Origin of the sequence: Pseudomonas sp. PLB05, from assembly GCF_021106615.1 — a bacterium.
Classification (GTDB): domain Bacteria; phylum Pseudomonadota; class Gammaproteobacteria; order Pseudomonadales; family Pseudomonadaceae; genus Chryseomonas; species Chryseomonas benzopyrenica.
The window spans coordinates 283190-301664 of sequence record NZ_JAJOHO010000005.1 but is presented as its reverse complement, the minus strand read 5'-3'; the positions used below and the strand labels follow the sequence as shown (position 1 = coordinate 301664).

The 18475-nt window shown below is 54.4% G+C and carries 12 protein-coding genes; all 12 read left to right on the top strand.

The genetic code is table 11. The features are described from left to right. Positions 1-194 (top strand): IS3 family transposase (locus LRS53_RS21435; protein WP_231357252.1); only part of this gene is annotated, 194 nt, incomplete at its 5' end. Positions 195-219: 25 nt separating this feature from the next. Next, positions 220-1050, top strand: coding sequence for a cell wall-binding repeat 2 family protein (locus LRS53_RS21430; protein ID WP_231357251.1), 831 nt, complete (start codon positions 220-222; stop codon positions 1048-1050). 24 nt (positions 1051-1074) lie between these two features. After that, positions 1075-2187, top strand: a complete 1113-nt coding sequence (locus LRS53_RS21425) for a DUF4214 domain-containing protein (RefSeq protein ID WP_231357250.1) — start codon at positions 1075-1077, stop codon at positions 2185-2187. Positions 2188-2469: 282 nt separating this feature from the next. Then, positions 2470-4791, top strand: a complete 2322-nt coding sequence (locus LRS53_RS21420) for a glycosyltransferase family 2 protein (RefSeq protein WP_231357249.1) — start codon at positions 2470-2472, stop codon at positions 4789-4791. Beyond that, positions 4784-7171 carry a glycosyltransferase family 2 protein gene (locus LRS53_RS21415; protein ID WP_231357248.1) on the top strand — a complete coding sequence of 796 codons (2388 nt, stop codon included), beginning with the start codon at positions 4784-4786 and terminating at the stop codon, positions 7169-7171. The genes LRS53_RS21420 and LRS53_RS21415 overlap by 8 nt, the downstream gene beginning before the upstream one ends. Continuing rightward, entirely contained in the window at positions 7168-8982 is a 1815-nt protein-coding gene (locus LRS53_RS21410; protein ID WP_231357247.1) for a glycosyltransferase, read from the top strand. The genes LRS53_RS21415 and LRS53_RS21410 overlap by 4 nt, the downstream gene beginning before the upstream one ends. 1 nt (position 8983) lies before the next feature. Beyond that, positions 8984-10222 (top strand): hypothetical protein, encoded by a 1239-nt coding sequence (locus LRS53_RS21405; protein WP_231357246.1) that lies wholly within the window; start codon positions 8984-8986, stop codon positions 10220-10222. An 11-nt stretch (positions 10223-10233) separates the two neighbouring features. Continuing rightward, complete coding sequence (locus LRS53_RS21400) at positions 10234-12456, top strand: glycosyltransferase family 4 protein (protein WP_231357245.1); 2223 nt, start codon at positions 10234-10236, stop codon at positions 12454-12456. Positions 12457-12467: 11 nt separating this feature from the next. Beyond that, positions 12468-13820, top strand: coding sequence for a DUF4214 domain-containing protein (locus LRS53_RS21395; RefSeq protein ID WP_231357244.1), 1353 nt, complete (start codon positions 12468-12470; stop codon positions 13818-13820). A gap of 25 nt (positions 13821-13845) precedes the next feature. Next, positions 13846-15612: a type I secretion system permease/ATPase gene (locus LRS53_RS21390; protein ID WP_231357243.1), complete on the top strand. Its 1767-nt coding sequence runs from the start codon at positions 13846-13848 to the stop codon at positions 15610-15612. Further along, positions 15609-16928 (top strand): HlyD family type I secretion periplasmic adaptor subunit, encoded by a 1320-nt coding sequence (locus LRS53_RS21385; RefSeq protein WP_231357242.1) that lies wholly within the window; start codon positions 15609-15611, stop codon positions 16926-16928. Before LRS53_RS21390 ends, LRS53_RS21385 begins: the two co-directional genes overlap by 4 nt. 7 nt (positions 16929-16935) lie before the next feature. Then, positions 16936-18327, top strand: a complete 1392-nt coding sequence (locus LRS53_RS21380) for a TolC family outer membrane protein (protein WP_231357241.1) — start codon at positions 16936-16938, stop codon at positions 18325-18327. The last annotated feature ends 148 nt before the right edge of the window (positions 18328-18475 follow it).

Below are 18475 nucleotides of genomic sequence, written 5' to 3'. Positions count from 1 at the left end.
CTGCCTGTGAAGGCTTCTTCGGTCAGCTCAAACGGGAGCGCGTTGCCCATCAGTCGTATCGAACTCGTGATGAAGCACGGGCGGATTTATTCGACTACATCGAGCGGTTTCATAACCCACGAATGCGCCGTAGAGTCGCCCGGCAAGCTCTGAAGTTTTCAGCCCTTTTCAAACCGTCCGTGGAAATGGGGTAGAACCCTGCTCACCCTCGAGCCCGGGATGTATATCGTTCGATATGCCTCCCAAGAGATTGCCGAGGAGCCCTGTCTAATTAGTCTGCAGCCTGCCCCCATCGGCAAGAGCTCGGTCGATTTCTTTCCCGGCGAAACCGTTGTCCGCAATACCCTGTCCCGTCTTGGCGATACGCTGATCGTGCGTGTCAAGAACGGTGCTGGAACCCTGCTAATCACCGAATACCAGCGTGCCGATCTGCCGGTGCGCCAGGTCGATCTGCGTGTCGATCGCATCGATACCTCTGCTGACATCATTCGCTCCGAACAGCAGCGCAAGGCTCCGGTCGTGGCCAACAAGGCTCTTGAAGCTGCTGCTCGTGCTGAGCGCCATGGCAGCCCAGTGGTACTCAAGCTGATTGGGCATGTTCAGGCTCAAGGTGATGTGACGGCCGACGAATGGGTGGGTAACCTCGATCAAGAAGCCCGTCTTGAGGGGTTCGCCATCGTCTGGCCCAACAAGCCTCAGGGCGTTGACGTCGCCTATAGCTGCAAGGTCGCCGATGTCCTGCAACCCGCTGTCCTCAGCGGCAATTTTTCGGGTTCGCGCGGCAAACGCGCACCCATCACCGCGGTGGCCATGGCTCTGGTCGGGCCGCGCCGCGCCGAATACGTTCTGGACGCCCAGGCGGTCTTTGCCGGATGCCCTCCGCAGGACCTCGTGGACGGCCAGGAAGTTACTGCCCAACAAGGGCAGGCCAAGCTAGTTGCTTTACATGTATCGATCACCCCCCGCATCGAGATGAACGCTGCCCGCTACCAGTCTCCCAGGGAAGATCTCACCCAAACCCCGCTTCATTCCGCGCAAGTCACGAACTGACGCGCGACCCAGGAGATTCTTTTCATGCAATACGATGCCGCCATTACCGCTTCTGCTCTGAACACCACCCTGACCTCCAACGCCGCTCTGAGCAGCAGCACCGTCGATGCCATTTCGACCATCCTGAACCTGAGCAACACGACCGCCACTCTGCCGGTTGCAACCTCTACCGGTAGCAACCTGTCGGTCAACTTCGATGCCAGTGGTCAGATCGTCGCTCCGAAAGTGACCTTCTTCAGCGACCTGGGCGCAGCTGGTACTGACGTCACCGTGAGCATCCCCTCGGTTGTCGCCAACAGCTCGGCTATCCTGTTCAACACCAGCGCCAACGTGACTGCCGTTATCGGCAACTCCGCTGCCGTCACCACCACTGCTGCCGTCGAAGGTTCTGACGCAGCTCGCGTTGTCGTGAGCGGTTCGGGCAACGACACCATCACCATCACCGACAACGTCAACACCTTCGTCGACGCTGGTGCTGGCAACGACAAGATCACCACCGCCGGTGGCAATGACACCGTTGTCCTGAACGGCGGCACCAACACGGTCAGCACTGGTGCTGGCAATGATGTGATCTACGCAGGTAACGGCGTCGACAAGATCGACGGTGGCGCTGGCTATGACATCGTCAACATCAGCAACGTGGCCAACTACACCGTGTCTGTATCTAACGGCAGCGTTGTGCTGAACAGCACTACCAGCGGTCAAGCAACTCTGACCAATGTTGAGTTCGTGGCCAGCGTCAACGGTACCGAAAGCCTTGCTATCGTCAACTCTCAGGCCGAGGGTGCTGCCCTGCGTATGTTTGATGCATTGCTCGGCCGTGACGCTGATGCCGGCGGCGCGCAGTTCTACACCCAACAAGTTAACGGTGGTACCAGCCTGTCCACCATCGCTAACAACTTCATCAACTCTGCTGAATACACCACTGCCCACGGTAGCAACGTGTCTGATGCCAAGTTCATTCAGGACATCTACCAAGGTGCCCTGGGCCGTACCGCCGATGCGGAAGGTCTGGTGTTCTGGGCACAGCAGCTGGTAACCGGTCACACCCGTGCCGATGTGGTTGTGGGAATCGTCGGTTCTGCCGAATCCCAAGCTCACGACACCGGCGTCATCGTGGTCACCGGTCAGGTCTAACAGCGCTTCGCTGACCTGAAACAAGACTTCCGGCCTTAGGGCCGGAAGTCTTTTTTAAAACGGTAGTACTCTGATCCACCTGGCTTTTCGCGGAGACCGATGCCCATGAGCCAATCGACACTCATGGAGCACTATCAGGCTCTGCTCCAGGCCGGACAGCCAGAAGAGGCTCAACGTCGTCTCGAACTGGCACTTCAGATTCCCGACCAGCGCCCAGTAGCGCTGGTCTCCGCCGGTCTTGCGGCGCTCAATAGAGGCGCGCTGGATCAGGCTTTCCTGGCCTTGGCCGAAGCCAATACCAGTCTGGCCCGGCAGGGCGAAACGGCTGCGTTGCTCGCTCATGTGCTTCTGCAAAAGGGTGAGTCCCAAGCCGCCTACAATTTTCTCGCCGACCCGGCCAATCCTGCCCGTAATACTCCCGCGGTTCGGCTATTGCGTTTGCGTGCGCTCATCGCGCTACCGGGCGTCAAACCCGCGCAACTGGTCGAGCAGCTGCCCTACGTCAATAGCGCCGACGAACTGGCCGTGCTGTTGCAGCAACTGTCGCCACGGCGCTGGGGACATGTCGAATTCGATCCGGCCAGCCAGGAAATTCGGGGTTGGGCGCTGGATACCCGTCATCCGCAGACCCCGGTCAAGCTCACCTTGAAACTGGGTGATCGCCAACAGACCATCGTTGCCAACCTGCCCAGTCCCTTGCTGGCCAAGGCGATCAATGGCGGGCGTCATGGTGGCATTCGAATCCGTCTGCCTGCTCCCCTGGGGCGTGTGCGCCTGTGCTGGGCGGATGGCAGCGAGGTTCTAGGCAGTCCGCTGGCAGCCGTCGAACCCCTACGGCCTATCCCGGTTGAAACACCAGCAGAATCCATCGAACCGCTCGTGGATGTGCTCATTCCCATCTATCGCGGGCGCGAGGCATCGCTCGCCTGTATCCATGGCGTGCTCGATAGCCTGGACGCCAACCAGACCCCGATGAACGTGGTGGTGCTGGATGATGAAAGCCCCGAGCCAGAGTTGAGTCAGGCGCTGCGCGAACTGGCCGAGGCTGGGCGGATCGAGCTGCATCGCAGCCCGGCCAACCTGGGCTTCATCCGCAACATGAATCGGGGCATGGCACTGCATCCCGGGCGTGATGTGGTGTGGTTGAACGCTGATGCGCGGGTCTGCGACGACTGGCTGGACAAGCTGCGTGAAGCGGTCTATTCCGCAGCTGATGTGGCCACTGCCACCCCATTCAGCAACAACGGCGAGCTACTCAGCTTCCCGGAAAGCCGCAAGAGCCACACCATGCCCACGCTGGACGAACAGCGTGTCCTGCATCGCCAGGCGGCCAGCGACCTCTCGGCGCCGCCCGAAATCGAGGTGGGTTGCGGTTTCTGCTTCTATATCAAGCGCCGGGCGCTGGAGCAGGTCGGCCTGCTTGACGAGATCCAGCTCAAGCGAGGTTATGGCGAAGAAACCGATTGGTGCTTGAGGGCCAAGGCCCAGGGTTGGCGGCACGTGGCGGCACAGCGAGCCTTTGTCGCTCACCGGGGTGGTGTGTCCTTCGGTGCGGAAAAGCTTGAACGGGTAGCCTTCAACAACGCCATCCTGCGCAAACGTTACCCCGGTGCCGAACGTGCCTTTGAGCGCTTCTATCGTCACGATCCGCTCAAGCCCTACCGCCAGCGCCTGCAGCGCGAGCGACTTGCCGAGCTCGGTGCACAACTGGCGACGGCCAAAACCGGTGCGGCGATCATCGCGGCTGATCGACTCGATCTCCTCGCGGCGTTGGGCGGTGATGAACCCGCCTTTGTACTTGCCTTTCAGCCGGCGGATGCCGAGTTGCAGGTCAGACTCCAAATTCATGGCCAGGGACTGCCGGTGCTCCTGGACTATCGTCTGCCCACAGACAAAGAACAGCTGATCGTAGATCTGCAGCGATTGCGGCCAGCTGCCTTGGACTACATTCAGCCCGAGTGCTGTCCCGCGCTGCTGCGGGCCTTGCCCGAGCGAATCGGCGTACCCTATCGCCTGATCGATCCGGCCGCTGATACCTCTTCCCCAGCTCACGGCTTCCGCGAGGCAGCTGACGAGCAGCGCGTGACCTTCGCCGCGCTCACCACCACGTTGCTGATGAGCAATCCCCAGGTACCTGTGGCGGCGGGCGCACCTTTTGTGTCGTTCGACCAGCCACCGACTCAACGCCTGGGCAATATCCTGATCGCTGATTCCCTGGCGGATCCATGCCTGGCTCAGGCCTGGTTGCAGCTGGTTCGCCTTAGCCGGCGGCAAGGCCTGGCCTGCCGCTTCCTGCTCCTCGAGCGCACGCACTGGGAAAAGAGCCTGCTCGCCAGCGGCAATGTCAGTCCCTTGATCGAGCTTCCCGGAGTCTCCAGGTCGCGGATACCTGCCCTGGCTGGCTGTACCCTGGCCTTGAGTCTTGAGGCTGCGCCGACCAGCGCCTGGTTTGCCCCTCAGATTGCCCGGCATACCGCTTTGCCCCTCTATGCACCCGCGGGTGCGGTCGCGACCGAAGCGGGCGCCCATCCCCTCAGTCTGCTGCCCGCGCCCCTGAATGCCCTGCTAGGCGACGCCCTTCCCGACAGGTTTCTCCATGACTGAACTCTCTCAAGCTCCCGCCCTGGTCACTGTGCAAGGCCAGATCCAAGGCCTTCACGGCAATGTACTGGAGGGTTGGGCCTTCGATCCTGCGCAGCCTGATCTGCGTCTGGCATTGGAGGTCGTCATCGATGGGGCCTCCGTAGCCTTGGTACGTGCGGACACCTATCAGCACGATCCGCTGGCCGGTGACGGCTTTCACGGCTTCGCTCTTCAACTGCAGCCGGCCTGGCTCAGTGGAGCTCGGCGTATCGCCGTGCGGTTGGCCAACGAAGGCCCGTGGATCGGTGAACCCCTGGAGCTGCCCAACGAGAAGCCGCGCAAGGCCGAGGCTCAGGTACCGGGCAGTCAGGTCTGGTATGGCGGTGGTCTGGCCGTGGGTGGCTGGGTCTGGGATGACACCACCCCAGGACGTCACGTCGAGGTGAGGGCACGCCTGGGCGATCAGATCGTCGCCCGTTGCCTGGCGGATCTGCACCATCCCGCCCTCATCTATCGTGCCGATGCCGATCATGGCTACAGCCTGGAGCTGCCCTGGCAATTCGGGGACGGCGAGCGTCGCGAAGTGCATATCGAAGACGACCAGGGCCACCCCTTGCAGGGTAGCCCCATCACCGTCTGTTGCCACGCCGATGGGCTCGGCGCATTGGTAGCCGCTCACTGGCCGGAGCAGGCCGATCCGGCACCCCGCGACCTGCTCATTCGCCTGGCGCGCGATTACGATCAGCGCTGCCCGCGTAGTGCCGGCTTCGGCCACTATCCTCAATGGTTCGCTCATTACCAGCGCGCACCTCAGTATCCAGAAACCGTGACCGGTAGCCGGATCGCCGTGCTGCTCCATGGGGACGCCGATGAAACCGAGCGGCAGGCTTGTCTGGACAGTCTGAGCCAACAACGCCTGCGACCCTTCACCCAGGCCGTCGCCGATTCCGCTGATGTGTCTACCTCCTTGCAGCTGCTGGTGGAGGAGGGGGCCGAAGCCGTGCTGCTCCAGCCACTGGACAGCCGCCTGCTGCCCCATGCCCTCGATCAACTGGCGCTGGCTCTGCAACCGAAAGAGGCAGGCAAGCAAGCGGCCTGGGCTTTCGCTGATAGCGATCAGGACGGAGCGGATGGTCTACGTAGCAACCCCTGGTTCAAACCGAGCTGGGATCTGGACCTCTACCTGGGCGCCGATCTCTTTACCGCCGGCGCCCTGTTTGGCCGCGACATCATCCAGCGCGCCGTCCGACTGCTGAATGCAGCGCCCGAGCTGCCATGCGATCACGAAGGTGTACTCGCCGCCCTTATCCTGGCCACCGAGCAAGACAACCTAGGTGTCGCCCGCGTGACCCAGGTGCTCAGCCATCGCAGTGCCAACAGTCCCGCCACGCCGGCCGCCTGCGATGCCGGCAAGCCGCAGCGTCTGGAGCGCCTGACCTGGCTGGTGAACAAGCTGCGTCCGGGTACCCGTCTGAGCCGCCAGTCCAAATTGCCCGGTGCGTTACGCACTCACTGGCCATTGCCAGAGCGACTGCCCAAGGTCAGCCTGATCATTCCTACCCGGGATGCCTACACTCTCTTGCATGCCTGCATGGAAGGTTTGCTAACCCAGACCGACTACCCGGATCTGGAACTCATCATCGTCGACAACCAGACCAGCGATCCTCAGACCCTGGAGTACTTCGACGAACTCAAGACCCGCGGCGTACGCATCTTGCCGCATCCCTATCCCTTCAACTACGCCACCTTGAACAATGTCGGTGTCGAGTTCGCCACGGGGGAATACATAGGGCTGGTCAACAACGACATCGAGATCCTGCATCCCGACTGGCTCAAGGAAATGATGAGTCTGGCCGTACGACCGGATGTTGGAGCGGTGGGCGCCAAGCTGCTGTGGAAGAACGACATGGTCCAGCATGCCGGTGTCGTCATCGGCATCAACGGCCTGGCCGCCCATACGGGCAACAACTGGTTGCGTAACGATCCTGGCTATCTGGGCTTCAACCATCTTGCTCGTCGTCAGACCGCCTGCACCACCGCCTGCTTGATCCTGCGCCGCGACCTCTATCTGCAGATCGAGGGCATGGACGAGGTCCGCCACCCCGTCGCCTTCAATGATGTGGACATGTGCCTGCGTATCAATGAGCTCGGCCTGAAGATCCTCTGGACGCCATTCGCCGAGTTGATCCATGCGGAATCGGCGAGTCGGGGGAAAGACTCCACGGCGGACAAGGCTGCGCGATCCAGGAGAGAACAAAATCTCCTGCTTTCGCGCTGGGGGAGGTCATACAGATATGACCCTGCCTATCATCCGTCTTTAAACGCAGACTGGGCATTGGGTACTTACGCCGGCATGAGTTTCTCATCCATGAACGGCGGTGCTTTGGGGGAGGGTAGATGAACTTCTCCCAATACTTCGAGGAGCCAAATAGTTTCGTATCAGCTACCCATTATTATTACGAAGAGATTCCTGAGCTAGGGGTGGCCGGGATTTCTAAGTTTTACCATATACACCTTGCGATATTGCAGTTGCGCGAAAAGAGTTTCCCAGGAATTTCATTGGAAAGTACTGATTCGCGTCTAGGTTTTTTGGGCTGGTGTGTAGTGCACGGCCGCAGAGAATATCAAGCGCTACGTGAGTTTTCCCAGTACTGGCGAGAACTATCTGTACCAGCAAGCCTCCCTAGAACTAGGTGGTCAGTCGCGATTTCCCGGATGCTGCAACTCGTAATATCGGGGAGGCCAGACTTAAATATAGATAGCAGGCTAGCCACTGAAGACGATCAGCTAAAGGCGCTGGCATGGTTTTTTGTCGGCGGTGGGTTGGCGGATATCGGCATGACCGCGAAGGATGTACCAGCTTGGCAAAAGAGAGCTCTTTTCCATACTGATCAGATAGAGAAGACACTTTTCTCTCAGCTCATATATTCAGTCAGGCCAGACATACGCTCTGCTTTTGATCTAGGTGATAAAGAAGGGTTGTTAGCCTACCGCTCTTGGATCTACAAGTGCGGAATAGTGGAAGCAGGCCTATCTAATATCTTGAAGGCAAGATCTACTGCATGGCCGGCCGATGAAGAAAAGGCGGAAGAAAGCAGAAGTCTGGTTGGTGGCGTAAATCTCATAGGTTACGCCTATGGTGAGTTGGGCATCGGCGAAGATGTGAGAATGGCGGCCCGTTGTCTCATCGAGCGTAATATTCCTTTCGTAATCGTGAATGTGAAGCCAGGACACGAGATAAGTCAGGGCGACCGGAGCTTGGAGGCATGGGTTAGCGACGAGCCAAAGTATGCGGTAAACATCATCTGCCTAACGGCGCTTGAGATGCTTCGGGTTTTCTTAGAGCAGGGGAGACGGCTCTTCTCAGGTCGATACAATATAGGTTATTGGCCTTGGGAGCTGAGTTCGTGGCCTGAAAACTGGACGCATACCTTTTGCCTAGTTGATGAAATTTGGTGTTCGAGCCAGCATACTTTTTGGGCTATTGATCCAGTTTCCGCAGTGCCGGTAAAGCACATGCCTATGGCAGTATGGATTAATGCAAATATCCCATCCGTGGTGGATTCTAGAGAAAAATTCAAGCTGCCTCTTGATAGCTTTATATTTATTTTTTCGTTCGATGGTAACTCTTCAGCATATAGGAAGAACCCAGCCGCTGTGTTGAATGCTTTTATATCCGCCTTTAAGGAGAAGCATGAGCAAGTTTTTCTCGTAATAAAAGCAATGAGAGCTTCACAAGGTCCTGTCTGGGATCAGATAGTCGCTGCAGCTAAAGAAGATAGGCGGATCAAGATAATAGACGCTGTTCTTGCTAAGGAAGAGGTGGTTTCCCTATATAACGCGTGCAACTGCTTTGTTTCCCTTCATAGAGCAGAGGGCTTTGGTCGAGGAATTGCTGAGGCGCTTTTGTTGGGAATGGATGTTATAGCTACCAATTATGGAGGGAACAGAGATTTTTGTATTGGTGAAGGTGCTTACCTGATCCCGTACAAAATGATTTCAGTGGGTTCGGACGAATACGTCGAAGCTGTTGGCCAACGGTGGGCAGATCCTGAGGTTGAGATCGCGGCTCAGGCAATGCGGCAGGTTTACCTAAAAAATGAAGGTAGATATTTCGAAAAGCACGACATTTCGGAGTATGACGACTTGTTCGGCCTAAAAGAAATCGGGCGAAAGTACTATGATAGGTTGGCTGAATTAGGATACGTTTGATATGGCACTTGATAATGACGCAGAGCTAATGTTAGGCGCCTATCAAGTTAAGCTCAGATTGAATGAAAATGTAAGCTCCGTAGTAATAATTCTTGCAGGAATTGGCAGCGATTTTTCCAAAGACCCTGAGTTTGACTTTCAAGGTGTAGGTAAGTCTTCTTTTAATCATTCATTTGTCTATGTAAAGGACAATAGTCGGTCGTGGTATACAAATCCCCATGGCTGGATGGACTTGGTGGATTTTATACAGGGCCTTCTTCCAGACAATACTGAGTCACGAATTACCCTTTTAGGCTCAAGCATGGGAGGAGCTGGGATTTTAAGGTTGGCGAAGTATGTCAAAGCGGATAGGGTTGTCGCAATCTCGCCCAGATCAACTCTCTCGACCGATTTCGACATTCGTAACATCGAAATCGTAAATGCGGTTGAAAATCCGGAGTTGTTGGACTATTTTCCAGCGGCGGCAGGTGTCGAATATATCGTTCTATTCTCGATCGATGATTACGAAGATACACTGCATGTTGCGCGGCTTCCGTTCACTTCCTACTGGGTAAGGGGCGGGCATAATGTGGCCTATACCTTTAAGAAACTGAATTTACTAGATGTGCTTTTCGAGGCGCTGTGCGCTCCCATGCTTTCAATAGCGGATCTAGGTTTCAATAATTCGAATCTTTCGACATTTGACTGTGCTTTACAGAGAAATAATACCAATTTTGAATTGGCGGCATGTGATGAAAGCATAATACCTGAGTATCTATTCGATTCGTGGTATCAAAAAAAGCTCTTAGATTATTCGGCTAGTCAATGCAAAGGTCATCTTTTCTTTCCCATGCATTATCTCAGTAGAGTAGCGGGAGTAGAACTTGAGAGATATCTATTCTATGGATGGTCCTACCTGGAAGAGTGGGGCGTTTGGGGCATAGGTCCCGTCCACACGCTTGGTTTCCAGCTCCTTGATCACGGACGCGATTTGGATGTGCATGTCAACATCATGCTTGCGGTCTTCAAACCAAATCCTGAGTATGAACAGCATATTAAAGTCTTACTAAACGGTGAAGCCGTTTTTGACGGCTTCCTGAGTAATGAAAGATGCCTGCTGACCTTTCCTGCAGCGGCAAAGGATAATAGTATTGTTATCCTTACAAAAAACCATATATCTCCTGCAGAATGCGACATCGCTGGTGATGATAGAAGTCTTTCAGTGGGCGTTGAAGAAGTTTTCCTCAGGCCGGTGTTCTAATTGGAATAGACATGAAAACAGTTGAGAGAGTCCTCCTGGAAGGGTCTTTTTGTGGTGACTATAGTCTTGCAATCGTTAATAGAAGCATCGCTGTAGCCTTAGTGCAGGAGGGCTATGACGTATACATAACTTCCTCGAACGAAAGTTTTGAAAAGATCACTGCTGATAGCGAGGTTGTAAAAGCAGGTTTAAGTGAAAAGGTTTTCTCCCGGTCATTTGACGATAATTTCGATCTGCACCTTTTCAATGATTGGCCAGTACACGTTGATCGCAAGGCCCCTCTGGTGGGAGCAATATGCTGGGCCTGGGAAGAGACTGTAGTTCCTTTTAAAATAGTCGATAAGTTTAATAGGGATTTCGATTTCGTTGCCGTTGCTAGCAAATTCACTGAAGACGCCCTGCTGGTCGGAGGGCTGACCGTTCCAGTATTCGTAGTCGGTGAAGGGGTGGATCACCTTGGCAGCTACTCCGAATTAGATAGGTTCGATAAAAAGAATAAAGACAAATTTATATTTCTTCATGTTTCTTCTTGCTTTTGGCGTAAAGGAGTCGACGCATTACTCAACGCCTTTAATGATGAGTTCGCCGAAGATAATGGTGCAGAGCTCATCATTAAAACTTTTAGAAATCCGCACAATGGATGGCTCGATGAATTCGTAGATGGTTTAAGACCTTCGGTAAGATCAAGAATAACGATCATCTACGATTCGCTGGATAGTGGGGATTTGGCAAGACTCTACCTATCTGCAGATTGCACTGTTTTTCCAACTCGCGGAGAAGGGTTTTTGCTTCCTGCCGCGGAGTCCATGCTTTATGGAACGCCGGTTATAGTGACAGGCTTTTCGGGGCATATGGATTATTGTAATCACGGAAATTCGGTGCTCATAGACTATTCACTAATTCAGTCTATATCTCATGTCTCTTTTTCAGGATCGATGGTTGCAGAGCCTGATGTCATGAGCTTAAGACGAGGAATGCGGCGTGTCCAAAAGTCCTCTCCGATTGCACTGGAAAAATTGGCAGCCGCCGGTATAGAAACTGCTAAATCTTTGACTTGGCGTTCAACGATAGTCCAGCTCAAGATTGGGTTGGAAAAGTCCTTTGGCAAAAAGAAGAAGGCTAAGGTAGCGCGTGACATTTCCATCATTTCGACTTGGGGGGTCGAGTGCGGTATCGCTACTTACAGCCAAGAGCTTCTGGCAGCCTCTTCAATGGCAGAGAGAATCAAGAACGTATTTTGTGAGCGGGTTTTTACATTAGATGAAAATCAATCGTCGCCTGCTTGCCTTATTGCAAAGGAAGGCGCTGTCGACATTATTCCCGTATGGTATCGCCATAGTAACGGTATTAAAGCGCTTATAACATCGCTTTTGGAAAGAGCGAGTGATGTGGTTGTGTTGCAACACCACTTCGGCTTCTTCTCGGTTGCGGATATTAATGACATCTCTATGGCGCTTCATTATGCAAATAAAAAGCTGATTCTAGAGTTTCATGGAATACCCGCTGAGGTGGATCTTTCCTTGATAGAGAGCTCTTATATATCTCTGTCGATTGCACACAGCAAAGTGGACTTTGGTCGTCTCAAGGCGGCTGGGTTTGAAGATGTAATAAGAGTACCTCATGGAATAGCAGCGAGTGCTCAGGGCCTTGAGGATAGACAGAGTAGAGATAATAAAGAGATAGTACTATCTACTTTTGGATTTTGCTTGCCGCATAAGAACTTTGAGGTTGTCCTCTATCTGGTCTCACTATTGAATTCGATAGGGGTCGCGTGCCGAGCAAAAATGCTGATTAGCGTCAAGAAGGAGCGCTCGAGTTATGATTACTTGCTTCGGCTCAAAGCGATCATCAGAGCACTATCGCTTGAAGATAAAATCCAACTGGACACTAGATTCAATTCGTTAGATACAGTCATAGCGGAGTTGGCTGATTCCGATGTGGCGGTTTTTCCCTACTCGGAGGTTCCTGAATCGGCGAGCGGAGCTATCAGAGTCGCGATCCGCGCTGAAATTCCAATAATCTGTTCCACAGCAAGTATGTTCGATGAATTTGAAGGTGTCATTCCTCGTATAGATCCTCAATCTATCTATACGCTAGCAAGTAAGGTCTTGGAAGCATCTTCGATAGGGGACTCTTCAAGACGTTTGAATGATGCTATCAAGTCTTTTGCACATGCAAACTCCTTTGAACGCATTGGAAGCTTCTACTCGAATGTCATTGATGCTTATTGCTAGTGGATCATCTTATGGCTAAATACTCAGGTTTTGTTGATACCGTAAATTCAGATCTGATCGCGGGTTGGCTATATGACGCGGACTCTCCAAAAAAACGAATTGACGTGGTGGTCGTCCAGGGAGAGCAGGTATTGGGGAAAGCTACCTGTACGGAGTTTCGTCCCGACCTCTTGTCGCTCGGAATCGCCGATGGGAAGTATGGATTTCGTTTGGAACTCACGTCTAGCTTGTTGAATGTTAAGGCTCCGTTAAGCCTCTATTTTTACGATGAGGGAAAAATCTTGGCTTTTCCCGGAAAATCTGCCTTTGAGATTTTGGCAGGTGATGAACAGGATCTGGAAAAGAATAGTGCGTCTAATTTGTGGTTTAAGATAATTGCTGCGAAGCTGGAAGAATTTGAAGGATGCCGAGAGCTGATAAAAGAGATTTTGCCGGGGGGCGGATCTCAACGTTTCTGGAAAGTCTTTCGTCACAAATTGCTCTCGGTTTCAGAGGAGCAAAGGCGAGAATTCTTTATATGTTTGGCAAGAAATAATGGAGCCCTGGGAAGTGGCTTTCTGACCTCGGCTGATCGAATAAAGACTTGGATGTCTGGTAGCGAGGTTAGATATTTTTCAAAAGGTGGCGTGCCAGTAATTGATAGCGCAGATCATGTCGATACAGCAACTGTCGTATCTGAGCTGTATATGATGGTGCTCGGACGCATGCCAGATGAGAAGGGTTTGAAAGATTACTGCTCTGCAATTGAGGGTGGTCTCTCCCTTGAGGAAGCTTGGGATAACTTGTCAAATAGCGACGAATTTTTCTCGATGGACAGGGAGCACTATGTTGATATCGATAGCAGAATAGTAGCCGGTGATGATAGCCGTTATGAAAACTCCGATAGCTTACCCTTTGCTTCTTATTATAGAGAGTGTCCAGGCGAGAATGCTTCCTTAAACGTCAACAGAGTTTCTTGTATGAAATCCGCTAGTGAAAAGCAGTATGTTGTTGCCTATTTGTCGAAAAGCAATGAGTTTTTCCTTGGGGAAGGTGTAGTCGTTGAAGGTATGTTCAATCAAGAAAATACCTCTATCATGCGAAGTGATCCGGGGTTTTTGCTCTATGGTATGAAACTGGATCTGGCGCCCGGAACTTATGTTCTTGATTTAGAGATAGAGGCAGCAGATTGGTCTGCTTATGCTGTGGATGTGGTTTCCGATTTTGGATTCCACAAGCTTTATCACTCCGACCTTTCGGGGTCCGCCAGCTTTCGTACTACCTTTCAAGTCGATGCGAACAATACCTTTATAGAGCCGAGATTGATTACGCTTAACAATAATGCAAGTCTTAGGGTTGTCCGGCTTTTGGTTTACAAGAAATAATTGATCTGAGGGGTTTTTATCTCAAATGAAGGTCATCACGAAAACGGACCTGCAACTGGCTTTGGAGGCTTGTAAATCAAGCTTCCTAGCAGCGGGTTTCTTTAGTTTGTTTATAAATATTTTGCTCCTAGCTCCATCTTTTTATATGCTGGAGGTTTATGATAGGGTTGTTAGTAGTCGGAGCGTTACTACGCTTTTAATGCTTACAATCCTGATATCTGTATTGATGGCAACCTACGGGGCTTTAGAGTGGATTCGTTCTCGCATAATGGTGAGAATATCAACTAAGTTAGACCTGTTGCTTGGCGAACGCGTATTAGGGGCTAGTTTTAAGCAGTCGCTGTACACCGGTAGTACAGGGACTTCTGCCCAGCCTATGGGAGATTTAACAGGGCTGCGTCAGTTTTTAACCGGCAGTGGTGTTTTTGCCTTTTTTGACGCTCCGTGGATGCCTATATATATCGGCATCATGTTTTTTTTCCATCCGTGGTTTGGGATGTTAACAGTCGTTGGCGCGTTAGTAGCAACTGCTCTTGCTTTTGCAAATGAACGCGCTACAGCAAAAAGGCTATCTGATGCAAATAAAGAAAACAGCGCTGCATTGAGCTTGGTAGGAATGGCGCTGCGTAATTCTGAAGTCCTGTCGGCCATGGGAATGCTTCCTAACCTGACCAAAAAATGGAAGGTGAGAAATTACAAGACGCTTGCTCTGCAGGGCAGGGCAAGCGAGATGGGTGGAGCGATTTCTAATATATCGCGTACCTGGCGAATACTCCTGCAATCATTTGTGCTTGGACTGGGTGCTTATCTTGTCATCAACAACGAGATCACGCCTGGACTCATGACAGCTGCCTCTCTGCTGATTGGTCGGGCACTCGCGCCTATTGATCAAATGATTGCAAACTGGAAAGGCTTCGTTAACGCACGTGGACAATATGCTCGATTGAACGAGGTATTGAAGCAGATTCCAGCAGAGCCCGAGCGTATGTCTTTACCTGCTCCGACTGGAGATCTTTCTGTTGAACAACTGGTGGTTACGCCTCCCGGCGCTCATCTTCCTGTACTCAAAGGGATTAGTTTTCGAGCCCCTCCCGGCGCTTCTGTTGGTGTCCTAGGCGCGAGCGCTGCCGGTAAATCTACCTTGGCACGGGCGCTCCTTGGAATCTGGCCTGCTCAGAGCGGAAAAGTGCGCTTGGATGGGGCAGACATGTTCCACCTTGATCGAGCAGCGGTAGGTCCATACCTCGGTTACCTGCCTCAGGACATCGAGCTTTTTGAGGGTTCTATAGGTGACAATATCGCGCGCTTCGGTGAGGTGGATGCGGCAAAGGTGGTTGACGCTGCCCAGATCGCGGGTGTCCACGAAATGATCCTTCGCTTGCCCCAAGGCTATGACACCGTCATCGGTGCCCATGGTGGTGTTTTATCGGGTGGGCAGCGTCAGCGTATCGGACTAGCGCGTGCCATATACGGCGATCCGAAACTGGTCATCCTTGATGAGCCGAACTCCAATCTGGACGACGTCGGTGAGCGCGCACTGGGCGAGGCTCTTATAAAGCTGAAGCAGAAGGGCACCACGCTTTTCATCATTACCCACAGGGTCAGCGCCCTGGCCTATGTGGATAACCTCCTGGTACTGAGCGAAGGCCAGATCGTGATGTCCGGAGCACGTGATCAGGTACTGGCTCAGCTCAAGGCGCAGCAGTCCGGTGGGCCTCAGCCAGTGGCTAATCCAGGTTCGGTTACCCCCTTGCCGCCCAAGCCTGGTAGTGCAGGAGGAGCGCCCGCATGAAAGACGTCTACATGGAAGCCGAGGCCGCGGGCCTGAAGGTCAACGATGCCCCCGTGCGTCGGTTGGGCTTCATCATTCTCTTTGCCGTGTTCGGCATTGGCGGCGGCTGGGCAGCACTGGCGCCGCTCAATAGCGCGGCCTTCGCCACAGGCGTGGTGGCGGTAGACAGCTACCGCAAGTCGGTCCAGCACCTGGAGGGCGGTATCGTCCGCGAGGTGCGGGTACACGATGGCGATGACGTCAAAGCGGGAGACGTGCTGATCGTGCTAGACAGTACTCAGGCAGGTTCGGAGCTGGAAGCTACCCGTGGCCAGCTTATTGCTGCCCAGGCGCAGGAGGCCCGACTGATCGCAGAGCGCGACGACGCCAATGACATCACCTTTGGTGCAAGTGACTTTCCAACTGCGGACAAGCGCGTCCAGGAAGCTCGCGCCAGTGAGCGGCAGATCTTCCTGGCAGGGCGCGATGCTCGCCGTGGTGAGATCGACGTCCTGAAGAATCGCGCTGCCGAGTTGGGGCAGCAAATTCGTGGCTATAACGAGGTCATCGCCAGCAAGGAGAGCTTGGCCAAGTCTTATGCCAGCGAGATCAAGGATCTTACTGGTCTGTTGAAAGAAGGCTTCGTCAGTAACGAACGCCTTCGCGACCAGGAGCGCAATCTGTCGCGCCTACAGGCGGAGATCGCCGATCAGCGTTCGGCTATTGCCCGAGCTAAGGTCCAAATCGGCGAGACGCGCTTGCAGATCCTGCAGACTACGCAGAAATTCAAATCGGACGTGGCGAGTCGGCTGGCCGATGCTCAGTCGCGAATCTACGAGGCGCGCGAGCGTGTGGGCGCCCTGCAAGACAAATACAACCGGACCGAGGTCAAGGCACCCGTCAGCGGTATGGTGATGAACCTGGCAGTGCATACCATCGGGGGCGTCGTGCAATCGGGTACCAATTTGCTCGATATCGTGCCGGATGCCGCCAAGCTCATCGTCGAGGTGCACATCGAACCCAAGGATATCGACCGCGTAGAGTTGGGGACCAAGGCCGAAGTTCGTTTCAGTGCCTTCAGCAATGCCACCACGCCCATCATCGAGGGCGAATTGGTCTATGTGTCGGCCGACCGAATTACCAATGAGCGCGACGGTACGCCTTACTACCTAGGCCGCGTAAAATTGACCGAACAGGGCAAGAAGGATCTCGGGCATCGGGAGCTGGTGGCAGGCATGCCTGCCGACGTGCTGATCAACACCGGTTCGCGCACCATGCTGCAATACCTGCTCAAGCCAGCGCGCAATGCCATGGCTCGCTCGATGATCGAGGAGTAGAGCAGACATGAACGCCAAGTTTCTTGCATTGGTGGCCGTGTTGGGCTGCTCTGGCTGGGTACAGGCACAGACGCCCATCGCGCCTAGGTCACAGGATTACGTAGACCTCTGGAAGCTCTATCAGGACAGCGCGGTGTCGGATCCCCGTATTCGTGGTGCCGAGGCTCAGGTAAAGAATCTGGAGGGCCAGGAGCGCGCCGCCTTCGGCCAGGTGCTGCCGCAGTTGAGCGGCGGGGCTTCGACCAGTCGGGTTCGGCGCGAGGAGGGCCTGCAGACCCTCAATTACAACGGCGAGAGCTACAACCTGACCCTGAGCCAGGCACTCTACAACGCTGCCGCCTGGCGCGGCTTCAAGCGCTATGAGCAACTGACCGAGCAGTACCGTGCCCAATACGAGGATGCCAAGACCCAGTCGGCCGCGGACCTGGTACAGCGTTATTTCGCCGCCTTGGCGGCTGAAGACACGCTCGAACTGGTCACGGCTGAACGCAAGGCGACGCAGCGCAACCTGGATCGTGCCCAGGCGCTGTTCGACAAGCAAATGAGCACAGTCACCGACGTGCTGCAGATCTCCGCCAAGGTTGATAGCCTGAAAACGCAGGAGATCGAAGCACGCAACCAGATCCAGGTAACCCGTGAGGCACTGGGTGAGCTGATCGGCCGTTCGGTCTATCAGCCACTCAAACGCCTCAACGAAAAAGCCCAACTGGCCATGCCGCAAGGTGACGAGGAGCAGTGGGTCAACTCGGCAGTGGCGAACAACCCTGCACTGGAGGCCAAGCAGCGCGCCGTGGATGCCGCCAACTACGGTATCTCCGAGGCCAAGGCCGGTCATCTGCCGACCCTGAGTTTCAACCTGGGCGCGCAGCGCAGCGACTTCGCCTACGACAACGTCATCGCCTCTTCCGCGATCAATACCTACTCGGCCACCATCAGCGTGCAGATCCCGCTCTATAGCGGCGGCTCGACCAGCGCCCGTGTCGCCAGCTCCTATGGCTCGCGCGATGCCGCGGAGCAGGAGTACGAATCGATTCGCCGTCAGGTGGTGAAGGAAACGCGCACGGCCTACATGAAGAGCGCTGCGGACCTGGCCAAGATCGGTTCGTCGCGCAATGCCCTGGACTCGGCGATCAAGTCCCGCGCCGCCAGTGAGCGATCGCTCAGCCTGGGCGTGGCGACCGCCGTGGATGTGCTCAACGCGGTGCAGCAGGAATACAGCGCACGACGGGATTATCTGCAGGCGCAATACGACTTCGTCACCAACCAGCTGGTGCTGCTGCGTTGGAGTGGCGGTTTCCGTGATACCGATATCCAGAAGATCAACGGTTGGCTGGCGGTACCTACGCCCGGTGAAGAGCGCAAGACGGGCGTCAAGGAAGGAGAGGTCGCCAAAGGATGAGCGGAAGGCAATAGGGTTTGCATCCGCGCCGCCCACCCCCTATCGTCTGCCCCCTATTGGGGGCAGACACTTTTCTATCTGAAAGAATTGCCCTGATTGCAGTATTCACTACGAGGTAGACAGGTTCGCGGTGTTATCAGGCGAAGCC